Source organism: Rhizobacter sp. P2_D12 (assembly GCF_056404395.1).
The window spans coordinates 1-18517 of sequence record NZ_JBFUEB010000116.1 but is presented as its reverse complement, the minus strand read 5'-3'; the positions used below and the strand labels follow the sequence as shown (position 1 = coordinate 18517).

Annotated in this window: 18 protein-coding genes; 16 read left to right on the top strand and 2 right to left on the bottom strand. The window is 70.5% G+C overall.

All coding sequences use genetic code 11. From position 1 onward, the window contains the following. The 5 genes from AC1DYN_RS27170 to AC1DYN_RS27150 form a co-directional block, all read left to right on the top strand. A partial coding sequence (locus AC1DYN_RS27170; RefSeq protein ID WP_477964937.1) for a general secretion pathway protein GspB occupies positions 1-360 on the top strand: 360 nt, incomplete at its 5' end. A gap of 45 nt (positions 361-405) precedes the next feature. Beyond that, the gene (locus tag AC1DYN_RS27165; protein ID WP_477964935.1) at positions 406-639 is read left to right on the top strand and encodes a DUF2630 family protein; all 234 of its coding nucleotides are present in this window, start codon (positions 406-408) and stop codon (positions 637-639) included. Between the two features lie 196 nt (positions 640-835). Next, positions 836-2137, top strand: a complete 1302-nt coding sequence (locus tag AC1DYN_RS27160; protein WP_477964933.1) for a UDP-N-acetylglucosamine 1-carboxyvinyltransferase — start codon at positions 836-838, stop codon at positions 2135-2137. Between the two features lie 59 nt (positions 2138-2196). Further along, positions 2197-2640, top strand: coding sequence for an ArsR/SmtB family transcription factor (locus AC1DYN_RS27155; protein ID WP_477964931.1), 444 nt, complete (start codon positions 2197-2199; stop codon positions 2638-2640). Further along, positions 2541-2990, top strand: a complete 450-nt coding sequence (locus AC1DYN_RS27150) for an SRPBCC family protein (RefSeq protein WP_477964929.1) — start codon at positions 2541-2543, stop codon at positions 2988-2990. The genes AC1DYN_RS27155 and AC1DYN_RS27150 overlap by 100 nt, the downstream gene beginning before the upstream one ends. Before the next feature lie 8 nt (positions 2991-2998). Here AC1DYN_RS27150 and AC1DYN_RS27145 read toward each other — a convergent pair whose 3' ends face one another. Continuing rightward, positions 2999-3505: a GyrI-like domain-containing protein gene (locus AC1DYN_RS27145; protein ID WP_477964927.1), complete on the bottom strand. Its 507-nt coding sequence runs from the start codon at positions 3503-3505 to the stop codon at positions 2999-3001. Between the two features lie 80 nt (positions 3506-3585). Continuing rightward, the gene (locus AC1DYN_RS27140) at positions 3586-4764 is read right to left on the bottom strand and encodes an imelysin family protein (protein WP_477964925.1); all 1179 of its coding nucleotides are present in this window, start codon (positions 4762-4764) and stop codon (positions 3586-3588) included. Between the two features lie 176 nt (positions 4765-4940). Here AC1DYN_RS27140 and AC1DYN_RS27135 point away from each other — a divergent pair, with 176 nt between their 5' ends. The 11 genes from AC1DYN_RS27135 (at position 4941) to AC1DYN_RS27085 (ending at position 18264) form a co-directional block, all read left to right on the top strand. Continuing rightward, positions 4941-6083 carry an acyltransferase family protein gene (locus tag AC1DYN_RS27135; protein WP_477964923.1) on the top strand — a complete coding sequence of 381 codons (1143 nt, stop codon included), beginning with the start codon at positions 4941-4943 and terminating at the stop codon, positions 6081-6083. A gap of 13 nt (positions 6084-6096) precedes the next feature. After that, positions 6097-7581 (top strand): lipopolysaccharide biosynthesis protein, encoded by a 1485-nt coding sequence (locus AC1DYN_RS27130; protein WP_477964921.1) that lies wholly within the window; start codon positions 6097-6099, stop codon positions 7579-7581. Next, the gene (locus tag AC1DYN_RS27125) at positions 7578-8849 is read left to right on the top strand and encodes an O-antigen ligase family protein (RefSeq protein ID WP_477964919.1); all 1272 of its coding nucleotides are present in this window, start codon (positions 7578-7580) and stop codon (positions 8847-8849) included. Before AC1DYN_RS27130 ends, AC1DYN_RS27125 begins: the two co-directional genes overlap by 4 nt. 21 nt (positions 8850-8870) lie before the next feature. Further along, complete coding sequence (locus AC1DYN_RS27120) at positions 8871-9887, top strand: polysaccharide deacetylase family protein (RefSeq protein ID WP_477964917.1); 1017 nt, start codon at positions 8871-8873, stop codon at positions 9885-9887. After that, entirely contained in the window at positions 9887-11620 is a 1734-nt protein-coding gene (locus AC1DYN_RS27115; RefSeq protein ID WP_477964915.1) for a phosphotransferase family protein, read from the top strand. The genes AC1DYN_RS27120 and AC1DYN_RS27115 overlap by 1 nt, the downstream gene beginning before the upstream one ends. An 11-nt stretch (positions 11621-11631) precedes the next feature. Then, positions 11632-12786, top strand: a complete 1155-nt coding sequence (locus tag AC1DYN_RS27110) for a glycosyltransferase family 2 protein (RefSeq protein WP_477964913.1) — start codon at positions 11632-11634, stop codon at positions 12784-12786. Continuing rightward, positions 12783-13934, top strand: a complete 1152-nt coding sequence (locus AC1DYN_RS27105) for a hypothetical protein (RefSeq protein ID WP_477964911.1) — start codon at positions 12783-12785, stop codon at positions 13932-13934. The genes AC1DYN_RS27110 and AC1DYN_RS27105 overlap by 4 nt, the downstream gene beginning before the upstream one ends. Before the next feature lie 319 nt (positions 13935-14253). Further along, the gene (locus AC1DYN_RS27100; RefSeq protein WP_477964909.1) at positions 14254-15336 is read left to right on the top strand and encodes a glycosyltransferase; all 1083 of its coding nucleotides are present in this window, start codon (positions 14254-14256) and stop codon (positions 15334-15336) included. Next, entirely contained in the window at positions 15333-15944 is a 612-nt protein-coding gene (locus tag AC1DYN_RS27095) for a polysaccharide deacetylase family protein (protein ID WP_477964907.1), read from the top strand. Before AC1DYN_RS27100 ends, AC1DYN_RS27095 begins: the two co-directional genes overlap by 4 nt. Continuing rightward, positions 15941-17095 (top strand): glycosyltransferase, encoded by a 1155-nt coding sequence (locus tag AC1DYN_RS27090; RefSeq protein ID WP_477964905.1) that lies wholly within the window; start codon positions 15941-15943, stop codon positions 17093-17095. Before AC1DYN_RS27095 ends, AC1DYN_RS27090 begins: the two co-directional genes overlap by 4 nt. Further along, positions 17092-18264 (top strand): glycosyltransferase family 2 protein, encoded by a 1173-nt coding sequence (locus tag AC1DYN_RS27085; protein WP_477964903.1) that lies wholly within the window; start codon positions 17092-17094, stop codon positions 18262-18264. The genes AC1DYN_RS27090 and AC1DYN_RS27085 overlap by 4 nt, the downstream gene beginning before the upstream one ends. The last annotated feature ends 253 nt before the right edge of the window (positions 18265-18517 follow it).

Genomic DNA, 18517 nt, shown 5'->3' with positions numbered 1-18517 from the left:
CCGGCGCCGGCCCCCGCCCCGCGCGCCGAGGCGCCGGCCGAGGCCCCGCCCGCCCGGCCGCAGCGCAAGACGCCGCCGGTCAAGCGCGAGGCGGCACGCGCCAGCGCACCGGTTGCCACCGAAGACGATTCGCGCGTCTTCACCGTCAGCGAGTTGCCGGACGACGTGCGGCGTGCGCTGCCGGCACTGGCCATCAGCGGCGCCACCTATTCCGAGAGCCGCGCCAACCGCATGCTGATCGTCAACGGCCAGCTGTTCCACGAGGGCGACATCGTCGCGCCCAACCTGCACCTGGAGCAGATCCGGCTCAAGTCGGCGGTGCTGCGCTTCAAGAACTACCGCTATACGGTGGGGTACTGATTCGGGCGTAGGCTTGGCGCCTTCCCCTGCCCCAGGAGACACGGCATGAGCGACAAATCGATCCTCGACCACATCACGGCCCTCGTCGACGAGGAGCAGCAGTTGCGCGACGGCGCGACGGCGCCGGGCCAGAACGCCGAGCGCATCCGCCACATCGAGCACCAGCTCGACCAGTGCTGGGACCTTCTGCGGCAGCGGCGTGCCAAGCGCGAGTTCGGCGAGGATCCGTCGACTGCCCACGTCCGCGACGAGAAGACGGTCGAAGGCTACGAGGGCTGACCGCAGTGTCGTGACGCGTCCCCGGATTGGCATCCGGGCTACCCAGTGTTCGTAGCCCGGATGCCAATCCGGGATCTCCGCACAAAGCCGCTGGTTCGGCAAAGGCGGGCGCGGGCCCACCACTTCACACAGGCTTCATCGCCAGTTCGACGACGCCAAAGACAGTGCCCGGGTGTCCAACCCCTCGCGCCTGTCCATGTCCCACCTCATCGTCCACGGCGGCCGGCCGCTCGCCGGCCGCCTCGTCCCGTCGGCCAACAAGAACGCGGTGCTGCCCATCCTGTGCGCCACGCTGCTGACGCGCCAGCCGGTGCGCCTGCGCCGCGTGCCCGACATCACCGACGTGCGCAAGATCCTCGAGGTCTTCCGCTCGCTCGGCAGCCAGGTCGAGGTCGACTTCAAGACCGGCCTGCTCGACATCCACCACCGCCACACCCGCTTCGACGCCGCCGTGCACCGCCTGCCGCAGGCGATGCGCTCGTCCATCATGCTGGTGCCGCCGCTGCTCGCGCGCTTCGGCAGYGCCCGCATCGAGAGCGACGTGCAAGGCTGCACGCTGGGCGTGCGCGAGATCGACCCGCACGTCGAGGTGCTGCTGCGCTTCGGCGCCGAAGTCGAGCGCACCGCCGACGCGCTGGTCGTGCGCTGCGACGGCCCGCTGCGCGCATCCGACCACTGGCTCGACTACGCCTCGGTCACCACCACCGAGAACTTCGTGCTGTGCGCCGCGCTCGCCAGCGGCCGCGCCACGCTGATGAACGCCGCCTCCGAGCCGCACGTGCAGGAGTTCTGCGAGTTCATGCGCCTGCTGGGCGCGCAGGTCGACGGCGCCGGCACCTCGCGCCTGACGATCACCGGCGTCGACAGCCTGGGCGGCGCCGACTACACCTTCGCCGAAGACTTCCACGAGATCGTCACCTTCCTCGCGCTCGGCGCGATCACCGGCGGCGACGTGCGCGTGCGCAACTCGGCACCGCACCAGTTCCCGCTGATCGACCGCTGCTTCGCCAAGCTGGGCGTGCAGGTCCACCACGAGGACGGCTGGTCGCGCGCCGTCGTCGACGGGCCGCTGCGCGTGGCCGAACCGTTCACGCAGAACCTGCTGCCCAAGATCGAGGCCGCCCCGTGGCCCTACCTGCCGGTGGACCTGCTGCCGATCTTCATCGCGCTCGGCACGCGCGCCCAGGGCAGCGTGATGTTCTGGAACAAGGTCTACGACGGCGCGCTCGGCTGGACCTCGGAACTGTCCAAGTTCGGCGCCCACGCCTTCCAGTCCGACCCGCACCGCATCGTCACCTTCGGCGGCAAGCCGCTGTCGCCGGCCACGGTCGAGAGCCCGTACATCATCCGCGTCGCGATCGCGCTGCTGATGCTGGCCGCCGCCATCCCCGGCCGCTCGGTGATTCGCAACGCCGCGCCGATCCGCCGCGCCCACCCGCAGTTCGTCGAGAACCTCTGCGCGCTCGGCGCGACCATCGAATGGGAGGACGGCGAATGAACCTGCACGCGGCGGGCCTGCACTTGACAAGGGATGCCGCAACGCAAAAACTCAACTTCATGGTTAAGTTTCCGGCACCCTCGCTCGACCTCGTGTTCGCCGCGCTGGCCGACGGCACACGGCGCCAGGTGCTGGAGCGCCTGGGCGACGACAGCCTGGGCCTGAGCATCACCGAACTGGCCCAGCCGCATGCGATGTCGCTGACCGGTTTCATGAAGCACCTGGCGGTGCTGGAGGCGGCCGGGCTGATCACCCGCTCGAAGGAAGGACGCGTCGTGCGCGTGGTCTTGTCCGCCGAGCCGATGCAGGCCGCGGCCGACTGGATGGCGCGCTACGAAGCCTTCTGGTCGAAGCGCCTGGACGCGCTCGGCCGCTACCTGTACCACGAGGAGGAAGTGCACCCATGGCCCGCACCGACGAACGCCCCTCGCTCCGGCTCAGCCGCCGCTACGAAGCCGCCCCGGAAAAAGTCTGGCGCGCCTGGACCGACCCGCAAGCGCTGAAGCGCTGGTTCGGGCCGGACGAGGACGGCATCGTGCTGCTGGCCGAAATCGACCTGCGCGTCGGCGGGCGCTACCACCTGCGCTTTCGCGCGCGCCCGGAAGGCAGCGAGGTGCACGACGTGAGCGGCGTGTACCGCGAGGTCGAGCCGCACCGGCGGCTGGTCTTCACCTGGGCCTGGAAGAGCACGCCCGAGCGCGAATCGCTGGTGACGCTGCAGTTCGAAGCGGCCGGCGACGGCACCGAGATGCTGTTCCTGCAAGAGCAGTTCTTCGACCCGGCGGCGCGCGATGGGCACCAGCGCGGCTGGACCGGCGCGCTGGCGAAGCTCGATCGGCTGCTGGCCGCCTGAAGTTCAGCTCAGCGCGGCTCGGCCTGGAACGACAGGTCGGTGCGCCACTTGCTCATGTCGGGTTCGGTGTCCGGCCCGTCGATGTAGAACTCGAAGCGCGCATCCCACACCTCGGCCTGCCCGCGCGGCTGCTTGCGCCACGCGATGCCGTGCTGCTGCCCCCAGGCCAGCAGGTACGCGGTGGCCGGCATCAGCTCGTCGGGATGGCCGGTGTGGCGCATCGTCACGTAAGTGCCGGCGGGGATCACGCCGGCGAGCACCCGGCCGTCGCCGGCCGCGGTCTCCTTCACCGCTGCGCCGACGTCGATCTCCATCAGCCCGGCCATGTCGATCACGTTGTAGCGGAAGAACACCGGCCCGGCCTGCTGCAGCCGGTGCGACGCCAGCCAGCCCAGCACCTGCGGCACCAGCGGTGGCAACGTCGACCCGATCTCGCCCATCCGCACCTCGCTGCGGATGAACATGCAGGGCTGCTCGGTGCGCTTCTCAAGGCGCGGGGTCGTCAGGATCGTCATGCGGGTCTCCTGTCAGGGCGGTTTCTCAACCAGAAGGTTCAGTATTGGAGCCGGACCGGCACCTGTCAACCCGTCTTCGCTCAATCCCCATCGGCGTCAGTGAATTCGATCGTCACCTTCCAGGCCGACGCGATCGGCGGGTCGATCACCGCGCGCAACGCCACCAGCGCCTTCACCGGCACCGCGACACGCGCCGGCGTCCAGGTCGATGCGTTGGCGGGCAAGGCGGCGACCGACTGCCGCACCGCCGCCACCGCGCGCCGTAGCGCCTCGCCATGCGAGGTCGGCAGCCCCTGCCGCGCCAGCACGTCGTCCAGCCCCCAGCGCGGGCCGCCCTGCGTCCAGGGCAGCCCCGGCGTCTGCCCGAGCAGCAACTGGCCGACGCCATCCACGTGCGCCAGCAAGAACTCGCGCGTGTGCCCGGTGCGCATGCTGTCGAAGTTCTCCAGCGCGTCGCGCTGCCCCGGCACCTGCAGCGCCTGCGCACGCGCCGCCTTCTCGAGCTTCTTGCCGCGCAGCAGTTCGATGCTGCCGACCAGCAGGTTCAGGATCAGCTTCTTCGCCGCCGGCACGTCGGGCGGCGTGGCCGAGCGCCACTTGTCCGCCTCGGCCCGCCAGCCCTGCAGCAGCACGTTGACCTCGTTCATCAGCAAGGTGGCGATGCGCAACGCGTAGCGGCACAGCGCCGGGCCGCGCGTGACCGGCGCTGTGGGCTCCGGCCCGGCGGCGAACAGCAGCCATTCGAGCGCCGGCAGGCCCTTCACCGCCGTGCCCCAGCGGTCCATCGCGTCGATCGCCGGCTGGCCGCTCATCGGCGCATTCGCCGTCACCGTCGCCGCCTGCTGGATCACCTTCGGCCGGGTCGGCCAGAAATCGATCTCCTTCGAGCTGCGCCGGGCCAGCGTCGGCCCCATTTGCAGCGCCTCCAGGCGCCGCCAGCTGCGCATCGCGGCCAGCCAGTGCGCCTGGCAGTCCTTCAGCCGGGCCGCGTCGACATTGCCGCCGGCAGTCATCGCCGCGTCCAGCACCGCCACCAGCGCGGTGGCGCTGCGGTCCAGCGCCTCGTAGGCCGGCACCGCCCAGTCGTCGTGCAGCATCTGCATCCAGGCGACGAAGGGGTCCGCGGCCRGCGCGGCGGCACGCACCGGCCGCAGCGTCCAGGCCGCCACCGCCACCACCCCCGCCAGCCGCAGCAACGCGCCCCGTCGCGCGGGTTCGCGGCGGAGGGCGGGCCTGGGCCTGGCGGCTTGGAGGGGCATCGGCCGATTATGGACAAAGTCACACTTCGCGCCACCCTGCCGCACCCTCGGAACCACCCCCTGCACGGGGGTCGCCCCCTCGCTCGGGTGGTGTTCTCCGGGGGACCCCTATGGTGCAATGCCTCGCCCTGGTCGCAGGTGTTGTGCCCCGACGACCCCACCCCGACCGACCCAGCATGGCCCTCATCGATTCACCGTCCGTTCCCGCTGCCGCACCGGCCCGTGCCGGCGAGCCCGCGCGCAACGTGACGGTCGACGGCCTGCGCGGCGTCGCCGCGATGCTGGTGGTGCTCTACCACCTGTGCATCAACACCGAGACGCTGCTGCGTCCCTTCACGCCCGATTGGCTGCACGCGCTGCTCGGCAGCTTCGGCGCCACCGGCGTCAACGTGTTCTTCGTGCTCAGCGGCTTCGTGATCTCGATGAGCCTGCGCAACGCGCCGCTGTCCGGTCGCTACGTCGCGATGTTCGCGCTGCGCCGCTCGGTGCGGCTGGACCCGCCCTACTGGGTCACCATCGTGCTGTGCATCGCACTGGCCAAGCTGTCGGCGCTGCTGTTCACCGAGCTCGCCGGCCGCGGCCAGTTTCCGGCCGCGCAGGTCGTCGCCCACCTGTTCTACCTGCAGAACATCCTCGGCTACGGCGACATCTCGGCGGTGTTCTGGACGCTGTGCATCGAGCTGCAGTTCTACCTGGTGCTGGTGCTGGTGCTGACCGCCGCCTACGACCCGGCCCGGCCGCGCACCCGGCCCATCCTCGCCATCGCCGCGCTGACCGCGCTGTCGCTGGTGCTCGCGGTCGGCCAGATCAAGCTGCCGGTCGACGGCCTGTTCGTGCGCTACTGGCACATGTTCGGCCTGGGCGTGCTGACCTGCTGGTGCGTGTTCGGCGACCTGGCCTGGCGCTGGTGGTGGGCGCTGGTCGCGGTCGAACTCTTCGTCGTCTGCGGCGCCGCGCCGTCGCTGCCGCACTTCGCGCCCATCCTCGCCGCCGTCGTGCTGGTGCTGTCGCGCCGCTGGGTGGCCGCCCGCGACTGGCTCGGCGGCACGGTGCACCAGTTCCTCGGCAAGCTGTCGTACAGCCTGTACCTGATGCACCCGATCGTCGGCTGGAGCACGATCTCGGTGCTCAAGAAGCTGTTCGGCGACCGCCCCTCGCTGCCGCTCGGCCTGCTCTACGTGGCCGCCGGCATCGCGGCAAGCGTCGCCGCCGCGTGGGTCCTCTACCGCCTCGTCGAGCTGCCGGCCATCCGCTGGAGCAAGAAGGTGCCGATGCCGCACGCCGCGGCACCCCTCGCCCCGCCGGCCGTCCCGGCCTGACCGCCCCGCTCCCATGTCCTCCACCTCCAAGGAAGTCGGCCGCTTCTTCAAGCACTCGGGCATCTATGCCATCGGGAATGCGCTGAACCGCGTCGGCGCCTTCCTGCTGCTGCCGATCTACACCCGGCTGCTGTCGCCCGCCGAGTACGGCACGCTCGAGACGCTGTACCTGCTGTCGACGGTGGTGTCGGGCGTGCTCGGCGTCGGCATCGCGCATGCGACGCTGCGCTTCTACTTCGACTACAAGGAGCCGGCCGACCGCCGTGCGGTGATCAGCACCAACCTGATGGCGTCGCTCGTGATCTCGGTCGCCGGCGTGCTCGGCGTCGCGCTGTTCGCCGACCCGCTGGCGGCCTGGCTGTTCAAGGGCCAGCGGCTGGGCAGCGCGATCCACTGGATGCTCGCGACCATCGTGTTCGAGCTCGCGTCGCAGGTCAGCCTGGCCTACGTGCGCGCGGTCGAGCGCTCGATGCTCTTCATCGTCGTGTCGTTCGTGAAGCTGGTGGTGCAGGTGATCGCCAACTCGGTCGCGCTGATGCACTTCAACGCCGGCGTCGAGGGCATGATGGCCGGCAACTTCCTGACCGTCGCGCTCGGCTTCGCCGTGCTGTCGTGGGTGACGCTGCGCGAATGCGGGTTGCGCTTCGAATGGGCCAAGCTGATGCCGGTGCTGCGCTACAGCGTGCCGCTGCTGTGGACGACGCTGGTGGGCATCATCGGCGGCACGGCCGACCGCTTCCTGCTGCAATCGCTGGTCTCGCTCGAAGCGCTCGGCATCTATGCGCTGGCGCTGAAGCTCTCCAAGCTGGTGTCCGACCTGGTCGGCGAGCCGATCAACCGGGCCTACGGCGCATTCCGCTTCACCATCATGGAGCGCGACGACGCCGGCCTGATCCAGGCCCACCTGGTGCGCTACCTGGCGGTGGTGCTGTCGGCGATCGGCCTGGCCATCGTGCTGTTCGCCGGCGATGCGCTGCGCCTGATCGCCGCGCCCGCCTACTGGAGCGCGGCGCGCTACCTGCCGTGGCTGGTGCTCGCGGCGGTGCTGCAGGTGCTGGTCTACCCGCTGCAGACCGGCATCTACTACCAGAAGAAGTCGGACCAGATCTTCTACATCGCGCTCGGCACCAGCTTTTCCGGGCTCGCGCTCGGCGTGCCGCTCATCTGGGCCTTCGACATCCTGGGCGCCTGCCTGACGGTGCTGGGCGTCGCCGTCGTCTCGGTGGTGCTGACCGACCGCATCAGCCAGCGCTACTTCCCGGTGCGCTACGAAGCGCGCAAGCTCGCGACCCTGCTCGCGATGGTGGTGGCGATCGGCATCGCCGGCCAGTTCGCCGACGCGCTGCCGCTGCTGTGGAGCCTGCCGCTGCGCTTCGTGCTGGGGGCGGCCTTCCTGGTCGGCATCGTCGCGACCCGCGTGATCGAGCCGGCCGAGCTGGCGCTGGCGCGCACCAGGCTGCTGCAGCGCTTCGGCCGGCCGGCAGGAGCGGCGGCATGAGCTTCGCGGTCCTTCCGATCTGGCTGTTCCTCGGCAGCCTGCTGGTCGCGCCGCAGCTGTGGTGGTCACCGCTGCTCGGGCTGCGCGTCGACTACATCGTCTACCCGATGTGGGTGATCGTGCTGGCCTCGCGCGGGCGGCTCGGCGAGGTGTTCCGCTTCCGCACGCAGGACCACTTCTTCCTGCTGATGTACGTGTGGATCTTCCTCAGCGTGATGGTCGCCGGGCTGACCGACATCGGCCAGTTCTACCTCGTCTACTACGCGAAGCTGTTCCTCGTCTACCGCCTCGTGTGCGCGACCATCAGCAACGTCACCGACCTGAAGCGCACCGGCTATGCACTGATCGCGCTCGCGCTGCTGATCGCCATCGAAGGCATCCAGCACATGAACAGCCCCGACGGCATCGGCTGGGCCGGGCAGAGCTACGCGTGGATCGACGGCTCGGCCTCGTCGATCGGGCTCAAGTCGCGCATCCGCTGGATCGGCATCTTCGACGGCCCCGGCGTGTTCTGCGTGATGTTCACCGCCGCCGCGCCGTTCGCCTTCCAGTACATGGTGAGCCCATATGCCCTGTGGCTGCGCGTGGTGGCGGCCGTCGGGCTGACCTTCCCGCTGCTGCTGGCGGCGTTCTACACCGGCTCGCGCGGCGGGATCCTGGCCACCGCGGCGATGGTGGGCATGTTCATCGTCTCGCGCTTCAAGATCAGCCTGGGCAAGCTGATCATCGCCGCCGCCTGCGGCGGCATCGCGCTCGCCGCCGCGCCCTCGTACCTCACGCAGACCAAGGACTCGAACAACTCCGCCCAGGGCCGCGTCGAGATGTGGGCGATGGGCCTGCAGATGGTGCAGGACAGCCCGCTGTTCGGCGTCGGCAAGGGCAACTTCGCGGTCTACACCCGCAAGCTGGTGGCGCACAACTCGGCGCTGGAGGCGATGGGCGAGACCGGCTTCCCCGGCATGTTCCTGTGGATCGCCGTCATCTACATGGGCTTCAAGCACATCATCGTGCGCTTGCGCGAAGAGATCGATCCGACCGAGAAGCAGGCGCTGCTGGCGGTCATGATGAGCCTGTCGGGCTACCTCATCAGTTCGCTGTTCGTCTCGCTCGAGACCGAGATCATGTATTTCCTGTTGGGAATGACGGCCGCCATCGGCCGCTTCACCACACAACCCGTGGGATTCACCCGCAAGGACTTCATGTACATCGTGGCCTTCCAGGTCGCGTACTACATCTCCTTCAAGGTGTTCATCATGGGGTACTACTAGCAGTAACGGAGCGAGGGCACCATGGTTGGCAAGCAGGTTTTGCTGGCGAGATGGCTGGAGATGGCCGGGGTGACGCGCGCGCGCCTGCGCCACGGACCGCACGGGTTGACGATCCTCGCGTACCACCGCATCCAGGACCTGGTCGACGAATCGCGCTTCGCGGCCGACCCCGAACTGGTCAGCGCGAGCGTGGCCGAGTTCCGGCGCCAGCTGGCCTTCCTGCGCGAGCACTGGAACCCGATCGGCCTGTCGAACGCGATGGACGTGCTCGAGCGCGGCCAGCCGCTGCCGCCGCGCAGCGTCGCCGTCACCTTCGACGACGGCCACCTCGACAACTACACGCACGCCTTCCCGCTGCTGCGCGAGATGGGCGTGCCGGCCACCATCTTCCTGTCGACGCAGTACATCGGCAGCCGCCAGCCGTTCTGGTTCGACCGCGTCTCGACGCTGCTGTTCTGCGCCCCCGCCGGCGCGCTGCGGCTGGCGCTGGCCGACCTCACGCTGCCGCTGGACGACGTGGCCTCGCGCCGCGCCGCCTCGAACCGGTTGCTGTCGGTCCTCAAGCGCATGGCCGACGAACGCCGCCACGAGGCGCTGCAGGAGCTCGAGGGCCTGCTGGCCGGCCATGCCGCCCCGGCCGAGTCGGCACCCACCTCGGCCTTGAACTGGGACCAGGTGCGCGAGATGGCCGGCCTGGGCGTCGAGTTCGGCTCGCACACCGTCACGCACCCGGTGCTGTCGATGCAGACCGAGGAGCGGGTGCGCTTCGAGCTGGCGCAATCGCGCGAGACCATCCGCCGCGAGATCGGCCGGGCGCCCGACCTGCTGGCCTACCCGGTCGGCAAGACCTACACCTTCAACGAGCGCGTGGTCGCGATCGCCAAGGAATGCGGCTACCGCGCCGCGCTCGCCTACATCGACGGCGTCAACGACCCCGCCAGCGCCGACCGCTTCGCGCTCAAGCGCATCGCGGTCGAACGCTACATCCCGCACCCCTTGTTCATGGCCCGCATGACCTTCCCAGGAATCTTCGTCTGATGACCGACCCCGTGCCCACGTCGGTGATCTCGCAACCGGCCGAACTGCACAACGCCCCGCCCTGGCAGGAGGGCTGGGAGATGCTGCTCGGGCCGCTGGGCGGCCGCGCGCTGGTCTGCCTGGACGACGGCGGCCCCGCCGTCACCGCGCTGGCGCAGCGCTGCGCGCGGCTGCGCGTGCTGGCGGCCGACGGCCGCGCCGCCGACGAGCTGTCGCACCGCGTGCGCGCGCAGGGCTGGCACCACGTCGAGGTGGTCGCGCTGCAGGACCTGGCGCACGCCGCGCCGCAGGTGTTCGACGGCCTCGTCGTCAGCGACCTGAGCGGCCGCGCGCTGGCCCGCGTGCGCGGTGGGCTGCCCGCGCTGCTGCAGCAGGCGCGCCCGCTGCTGCGCGAAGGCGCCTTCGTGCTGCTGGCCACGCCGAACCGCTTCGGGCTGAGCCGCGACCGCCTTGCCCGCGGCTTCCGCGGCGCACGCGCCTGGCCGTGGTATTCGCTGTCGTCGCAGCTGCGCCGGCTGGGCGTGCGCACGCCGCGCGTGCACCCGCTGCTGCTCAACGAATACGCCGGCATGACCGAGGCCATCGCGCCCACCGGCTACCTCGCCACCAAGAACCAGGGGCTGACGCGCGAACGCATCAAGCAATGGCTGTGGGGCCCGCGCGCGGCGCGCTGGTTCGCGCCGGCGCTGGCGGCGGTCGGCTGGATCGGCGAGCCGCAGCCCGGGCTGATCGACGCGGTGGCACTGACGCTGCAATCCGGCGGCGCCGAGTTCCACTGGGTGCAGTACCTGGTGCTGCTGAGCGGCAAGGTGATCGCGACCTTCAGGCCCGACACCGAGCGCGAGACGCCGCGCGTCGTCGTCATCACCCGCGACCCACTGGCGGTCGCGCGCCGCGTGCAGGAGGCCGACAGCCTGCGCCGCCTGCATGCGCAGCTGCCGGCCCACCTGGGCGCGCTGCTGCCGCGCGTGCTCGACCGCTTCAAGCTCGACGGCAACGACTGCTTCGTGCTGCAGCACATGCGCGGCGTGACGGCCGATGCGGTGGTGCCGGGGCTGGACCGCGTGACGCGCACCGCGCAGCGCTTCCTGCTGGCGCTGCACGAGGTCACCTGCGTCAAGCGCGTGATGGACGACGAGGCCTGGGACGGCTGCCTGCAGCCCATCTTCGATTCGGCGGTGCTGCGCAACCCGCAGGCCGAGGGGCCGCTGCGCCGGCTCGAGGCGCGCATGCGCGAGCACGTGCTGGGCCACGTGTGGCTCGACGTCTGCAGCCACGGCGACTTCAAGATCGAGAACGTGATGTACGACCCGCAGACCTTCGAGATCACCGGCGTGATCGACTGGGAGCATGCGATGCTCTGCGGGCTGCCCTACATCGACATGGCCTACCTGCTCACCTACAACCGCATGCTGGCCGGCGAGAGCTGGCTGCAGGCGGCGCGCGCGCTGCTGACCGGCCGCATCAGCGCCGAGGAACTGGCCGTCGAGGCCGAGTACTGGCGCGCGACGCGGCTGCCCGAGCGCCTGGTGCCGGTGCTGCGCGTGCTGGTGGTGGTGCACCACATCGGCTGCCGCTGGCACGGCCAGTGGTCGAGCCATGCGAGCGCCGAGCTGAACGCGCTCATCGAGGACTGCATCGGCGTGCTGCTGCGGGCCCCGGCCCCGGCGGCGCTTGCGAGCGCCCTTCCCGTCGTTGCAGCGCCACGTGCCGCGGCACGCCCCCTGGCTTGAACCCCCACCCCATGAAACTGATCGTCCTGCTGAGCATTGCCGCGGTGCTGTACCACTACGCGATCTACCCCGCGCTGGTGCTGCTGATCGCGCGCTGGCGCGGCCACGGCGCCGCGGCGCGCCATGCCGACGGCAGCGCCGGCTGGCCGCGCGTCACGCTGCTGATCGCCGCCTACAACGAAGAGCGCGTGATCGAGGGCAAGATCCTCAACACGCTGGAGCTGGACTACCCGCACCCGGTGGAGCTGATCGTCGTGTCCGACGGTTCCACCGACAGCACGCCGCAGATCGTCGCGCGCTACGCCGACCGCGGCGCGATCTCGATGCACCTGCCGCCGCGGCGCGGCAAGACCGCGGCGCTGAACCGCGGCGTCGCGGCCGCCACCGGCGAGATCGTCGTGTTCTCGGATGCCAACAACGACTTCAACCGCGATGCGCTGAAGGCGCTGGTGCAGCACTTCGCCGACCCGGCCGTGGGCGGCGTGTGCGGCGTCAAGCAGATCCGCGAGGCCGGCGACCGCGAGAGCAGCGTCGGCGACGGCCTGTACTGGCGCTACGAATCGGCGATCAAGCTGGCCGAGGGGCAGATCGGCTCGATCACCAATGCCGACGGCGAGATCTTCGCGATGCGGCGCGGGCTGTGGCGGCCGATCGCCGAGGACGTCATCAACGACGACGCGCAGATCACCTTCGACATCGTCGACCAGCGCAAGCGCATCCTGTACGAGCCGGCGGCGCGCTCCACCGAGTACGCGTCGATCCGCATCGAGGACGACTTCTTCGTCAAGGTGCGCATGGTGGCCGGCGGCTTCCAGACCATCGCGCAGCAGTGGCGCCGGCTGCTGCCGCCGCGGTCGTGGTTCGCGCTCGCCTACCTGTCGCACAAGGTGCTGCGCTACCTGGTGCCGCTGTTCCTCGTGGCGATCGCGCTCGGCTCGCTGTGGCTGGCCGCGACCGGCGAGCCGGCCTACCAGGTGCTGGTGGCGCTGCAGCTGCTGTTCTATGGCACCGCGTGGACCGGCTGGCTGCGGCTGCGCCGCGGGCCGCTGCCGACCGCGCTGTACGTGCCGTTCTACTTCTGCACGATGAACCTGGCGGCGCTGCTCGGCTTCGTGCGCTTCGTGACCGGCAAGCAGGGCACGAGCTGGCGAAAGGCGCAGCGATGATCGCGGCGCTGTTCATCCTTGCCCTCGTCGCCGGCGGCGCGTCCGTCGGCTGGCGCGTGCTGCGCTCGCGCAACATGGACCTGTGGATCGCGAGCTACCTGAAGCAGTGGCCGCGCCGCCTGCGCGGGCGCCGCGCGGCGCACACGCACGTGCACTTCTGCTTCGCCGACCACTACGAGCCGTTCTGGCACAAGCCCGACCTCGCGACGGCGCGCGCGCGCGTGCAGCGCTGGATGGACCGCTACCCGCTGATCGCGTCGGCCCACACCGACAGCAACGGGCGTCATCCGCAGCATTCGTTCTTCTACCCGGAAGAGGAGTACGACGAGGTCATCCTCGACCAGCTGGCCGACCTGTGCAAGCGCGGCTTCGGCGACGTCGAGGTGCACCTGCACCACGACAACGACACGGCCGACAACCTGCGCAAGACGCTGACCGGCTTCACGAAGCTGCTGCACGAGCGGCACGGGCTGCTGCGCCGCGACCCGGTCACCGGCCAGGTGCTGTATGCCTTCATCCACGGCAACTGGGCGCTGGACAACTCGCGCCCGGACGGCCGCTGGTGCGGCGTCAGCAACGAACTCGACGTGCTGGTGGAGACCGGTTGCCGCATGGACATGACCTTGCCGTCGGCACCGAGCGACACGCAGACCGGCAAGATCAACTCGATCTACTTCGCGCACGGCAAGGAAGGCTGCTGCAAGTCGCACGACCATGGCCGCGATGCGCGGGTGGGCGACTGGCTGCAGGGCAAGGAGCTGCTGATGGTGCAGGGGCCGCTGGCGCTGAACTGGAGCGACCGCAAGGCCGGCGTGATGCCGCGCATCGAATCGAGCGAGATCTCGGCCGATGCGCTGCCGACGGCGGCACGCGTGGCGCTGTGGGAACGTGCCGGCATCGCGGTCGAGGGGGCGGACAACCACCTCTTCATCAAGGTGCACACGCACGGGGCCGAGGAACGCACGGCCGGGGCGTTGCTGGACGGCGGGATGGACAGGATGTGGACCGAGCTGGAGAGGCGCTTCCGGGATCGGCCGGGGTATTCGCTGCACTATGTGAGCGCGTGGGAGATGTACCAGCAGATCCAGCGGCTGTGCATGAACGAGCCGGTGAAGTCTTCTGCGTTGCGGGAAGAGGCTGTGGCATGAGCGGCTCGTTCTCGTCGATTTTCTGCGCGAGCAAAGGCGCGGGCGGGCCAGCGTCTTTGTGCGCAGATCCCGGATTGGCATCCGGGCTACGGGGATTGGGTAGCCCGGATGCCAATCCGGGATCGCGCCACACGACGCCAGAGCAAGCGCAGCGAGCGACCCCTCAAGCAACGCGCCGGGATCCGGCTCCGCCGGGCCCAGGCGTAGCGCCTGCCGCCGCAGGCGTCAGGCGTTCGTGCCGTCCAAGTCCGCGCAGGCGGACTTGGAGCCGCGGCACTCACCCCCTCGGGGGCAGGAGCGAAGCGACTGGGGGGCTCCAATGAGAGTGCTTCACGTCATCGAAACGCTGGACTTCGGCGGCGCCGAGAAGGTCGTCGTCGACCTGGTGTCCGCCACCAAGGGCCGCTGCCAGCCCGCCGTCTGCTGCGTCAAGCACAGCGGCGAGCTGGCCCAGCGCCTGGGCGACGGCGTGCAGGTGTTCTCGCTCGGCAAGGCCGAGGGCAACGACCTGACCGTGCCATGGCGCCTGGCCAGGCTGGTGCGCGAGCAGGGCTTCGACGTGATGCACTCGCACCTGTGGGGCGTCTACCTCGAATCGGCTCTCGCCGCCCGGCTGGCCGGCGTGCCGCTGGTGCACACGGTGCACGGCAACTACCAGGTCTACGGCAACAGCTGGCTGCCGCGCCTGAAGCTCGCCGTGCGTCACCGGCTGGAACGCTTCGCGGCGCGCTGGCACCAGCGCATCGTCACCGTCTCGCATTCGATCCAGAGCTACGTGGTCGACGGCATCGGCATCGACGCGCGCCGCGTCGAGACGGTGCACAACGGCATCGACGAGCGCGTCTCGCTGCAGGGCGAGCGCCGCGGCAGCACCTTCATCACCGTCGGCCGCATGGCCGCCGTGAAGAACCACGCCATGATGATCCGCGCCTTCGCGCGCGTCGCGGCCGAGCGGCCCGATGCTCGCCTGCAGCTGGTCGGCGACGGCCCGGACCGCGACGCGCTGCAGGCGCTGGCGCAGCAGCTGGGCGTCGCGCCGCGCGTCGAGTTCCTCGGCTTCCGCAACGACATCGCCGAGCTGCTGGCCGCGGCCGACGTGTTCCTGATGTCGTCGCGCTACGAGGGCGTGTCGATCGCGATCCTCGAGGCGATGCGCGCCGGCCTGCCGGTCGTCGGCACCCAGGTCGGCGGCATCCCCGAGACCGTGCAGCAGGGCGAGAGCGGCCTGCTCGTGCCCGACGACGACGAGCAGGCCTTCGCCGCCGCGATGCTGTCGCTGCTGCAGGACGCGAGCCGCCGCGCCGCGCTCGGCCGCGCCGCGGCGCAGCGCCAGCGCGAGGCCTTCTCGCTCGAGAGCGCGGCGCAGCGCTACCTGCAGCTGTATGCGGGGGCCCTGCAATGATCAAGGCCCTGCTGCGCAGGCTGCTGAGCCCGGTGCTGCGCTACCGCGGCGACGCAGCGCGCCTGTACCTGAGCTTCGACGACGGCCCGCACCCGGTGGTGACGCCGCAGGTGCTGGACGCACTGGACGGCGGCGGCGTGAAAGCCACCTTCTTCATGATCGGCCAGGAGATGGAGCGCCACCCGGCGCTGGTGGCGCAGGTGCGCGACCGCGGCCATGCCATCGCGCTGCACGGCTTCACGCACCGCCACTGCACCGACATGAGCTGGCGCGAGCAGCTCGACGACCTGCGCCGCATGCGCGACGTGGCCGCGCGCTTCGGCGTGCGCCTGCGCAGCTACCGGCCGGCCTACGGCGAGCTGTCGGTGCTGCGCATCCTGTGGTGCTGGCTGAACGGCGTGAAGATCGTGATGTGGTCGTTCGAGTCGCGCGACTCGTTCGTGCAGCTGCCCGCCGAGCTGGAGGCGCGCGTCACGCCGCAGGCGCTGTCGGGCGGCGACATCCTGCTGTTCCATGACGACACGCCTGTCACCGCGCAGGCCCTGCCCCGATTGCTGGACAACGCCCGCGCAGCCGGACTGCGCTTCGGCGTGTTGGAGACCGTGTGAAGAAGACCCTCATCCACATCATCAGCGCCGAAGACGTGTTCGGCCCCGAGAAGACCGTGATCAACGAATGCCTGGCGCTGCGCGGCGGCGACTGGCACGCCCGCATCGTCAACATCTGGAACACCGACGACACGCCGATCTCGCGCAAGGTGCGCGAGGCCGGCATCGACTACGAATGCCTGCAGTCGTCCGGCAAGCTCGACCTCGGCGCGATCAAGGCGCTGGCCGCGAAGCTCGCGGCCCAGCCCGGCACCGTGGCGCACAGCCACGGCTACAAGGCCGACCTGTACACGCTGCTGGCGGCGCGCCGCGCCAAGGTGACGGCGCTGACCACCGCGCACGGCTGGACGTCCGAGAACGCGAAGGTGCGCCTGTACGAGCGGCTGCAGGCCTTCCTGTGGCGCTTCTTCGACCAGGTGATCTGCGTCTCCGAGAGCTACCGCAGGCTGGCCCGCGCGGCCGGCGTGCCGGCGCGCAAGCTGACGGTGGTGCACAACGCGATCCGCAGCTCGTACCAGGCGCTGGCCGGCGATGCGCGCCGCCAGGCGCGGGCCGCGCTGGGCCTGCGCGAGGACGCGCAGGTGGTGGCGATCATCGGCCGGCTGGGCATCGAGAAGGGCCACCGGCTGTTCGTCGACGCCGCGGCGCGGCTGGCACCGAAGTTCCCGGACGCGCGCTTCCTGATCGCCGGCGAAGGCGCGCAGCGCGCCGACATCGAGGCGCAGGTGGCGCAGCAGGGCCTGGGCGACACCGTGCTGCTGCTCGGCCACCGCGACGACCTGCCGGCGATCTACCCGGCACTGGACATCCTCGCGATGGCCTCGCTGCGCGAGGGCCTGCCGAACGTGCTGCTCGAGGCCATGCTGCACGGCGTGCCCGGCGTCGCGATGGCGGTGGGCGGCATCCCCGAGGTGATCACGCAGGGCGTCGACGGGCTGCTGGTGCCGCCGGGCGACCTCGACCTGTTCACCGAGGCGCTGTCCGGCCTGCTGTCGGACGAGACGCGGCGCGCGACGATGGGCCGCTCGGCCATCGGCAAGGTGCGCGACGGGTTCCTGTTCGATGCGCGGATGAAGCGCATGGTCGAGATCTACGAAGCCGGCCTGCAGCGGCCCGGTTCGCCCGCGACGGCCGCGCGGAGCGCCGCATGACGCACGCGCTGTGGTGGGTGGCGGCGCTGGCGGCGAGCGCGCTGGTGCTGGGGGTGGCGGCCATCTTCTTCTACCAGGCGATCCGCGCGCTGTGGGGCGTGCGCGCCCCGGCGCCGCTGGCGCCACGGCACGACAAGCGCTTCGGCGTGCTGGTGCCGGCACACAACGAGGAAGGCGTGCTCGCGCCGCTGTTCGCGTCGCTGGCGCGCGTCGACTACCCGCGCGAGCAGCTGGCGATCCTGTTCGTCGCCGACCATTGCACCGATGCGACGGTGGCCGAGATCCGCGCCGCCGGCTTCGACTGCATCGATCGGCAATCGGGTGCGCGCGGCAAGACCGCCGGCCTGGCCGAGGGCATCGCGACGCTGGAAGCGCGGCATGGCAATGCGCTGGACGCGGTGGCCTTCTTCGACGCCGACAACCTGGTCGACGCGCAGTTCTTCCAGCAGGCGGCGGCCGGCCTGCACGCCGGCCACCCGGTGCTGCAGGGGCGCGTCGGCGTGCACAACTGGCAGGCGACACTGTTTTCTCGGCTGAACTACATGAACGCGGTGGTCGAGAACCGGCTCGAGGAACTGGCGCGCAGCCAGGCCGGCTGGAGCTGCAACCTGCGCGGGCACGGCATGGTGTTCCGCCGCGACGTGCTGCAGCAGATGCCCTGGCATTCGGACACGATGGTCGAGGACCAGGAGATGCTGGTGCGGCTGGTGTGCAGCGGCCGGCGCGTGCACTGGCTGGAGCATGCGCGCGCGTCGAGCGTGATCCCGGAGACCGCCAAGGAAGCGGCGGCGCAGCGCCGGCGCTGGGCCGGCGGCCGCTCGGCGATCGTCGGGCGCAGCGTGAAGGCGCTGTGGGCGCGCTTCAGGTCCAGCGGCGACACGACGGCGCTGAACCTGATGGTCGATTTCCTGCTGCCGTCGCATGCAGTGCAGCTGAGCCTGCTGTTCGTCGCCATCGTCGCGGCCGGGGCGGTCTGCGGGCTCGCATCATGGCAGTTCGTGCTGGCGGCCGCGCTGCTGCCGGCCTACCTGCTGTACTTCATCGCCGGCAACCTGCTGGCGGGCGTGCCGGCGAAGACCTTCCTCGACATCCTGTGGGCACCGGCCTTCATCGCCTGGCGCACCTGGATCTACCTGACGAGCCTGAGCGGCGTGAAGCGCTGGCGGTGAGGGCTGCGCCGGCGCGGGCAAAGGCGCGGGCGGGGACTCTGGGGCGCGCCGGATGGAGCGATCCTCGCCCTTTGGGGGCGAGGACTCCCCTGCGCTGTCTGCTTTCAAGGCCCGTCGCCGAAACTCCCGCCGCTCGCTTCGCTCGCTGTGGTCAAACAGTCGGCGACAAGTCAGTCCACGAAGCGTGCTGGCGCACGCGGGCCTTGAAACCAGCCAGCTCCGGCGCTCCATCCTGATTGGCGCGCCCCAGAGT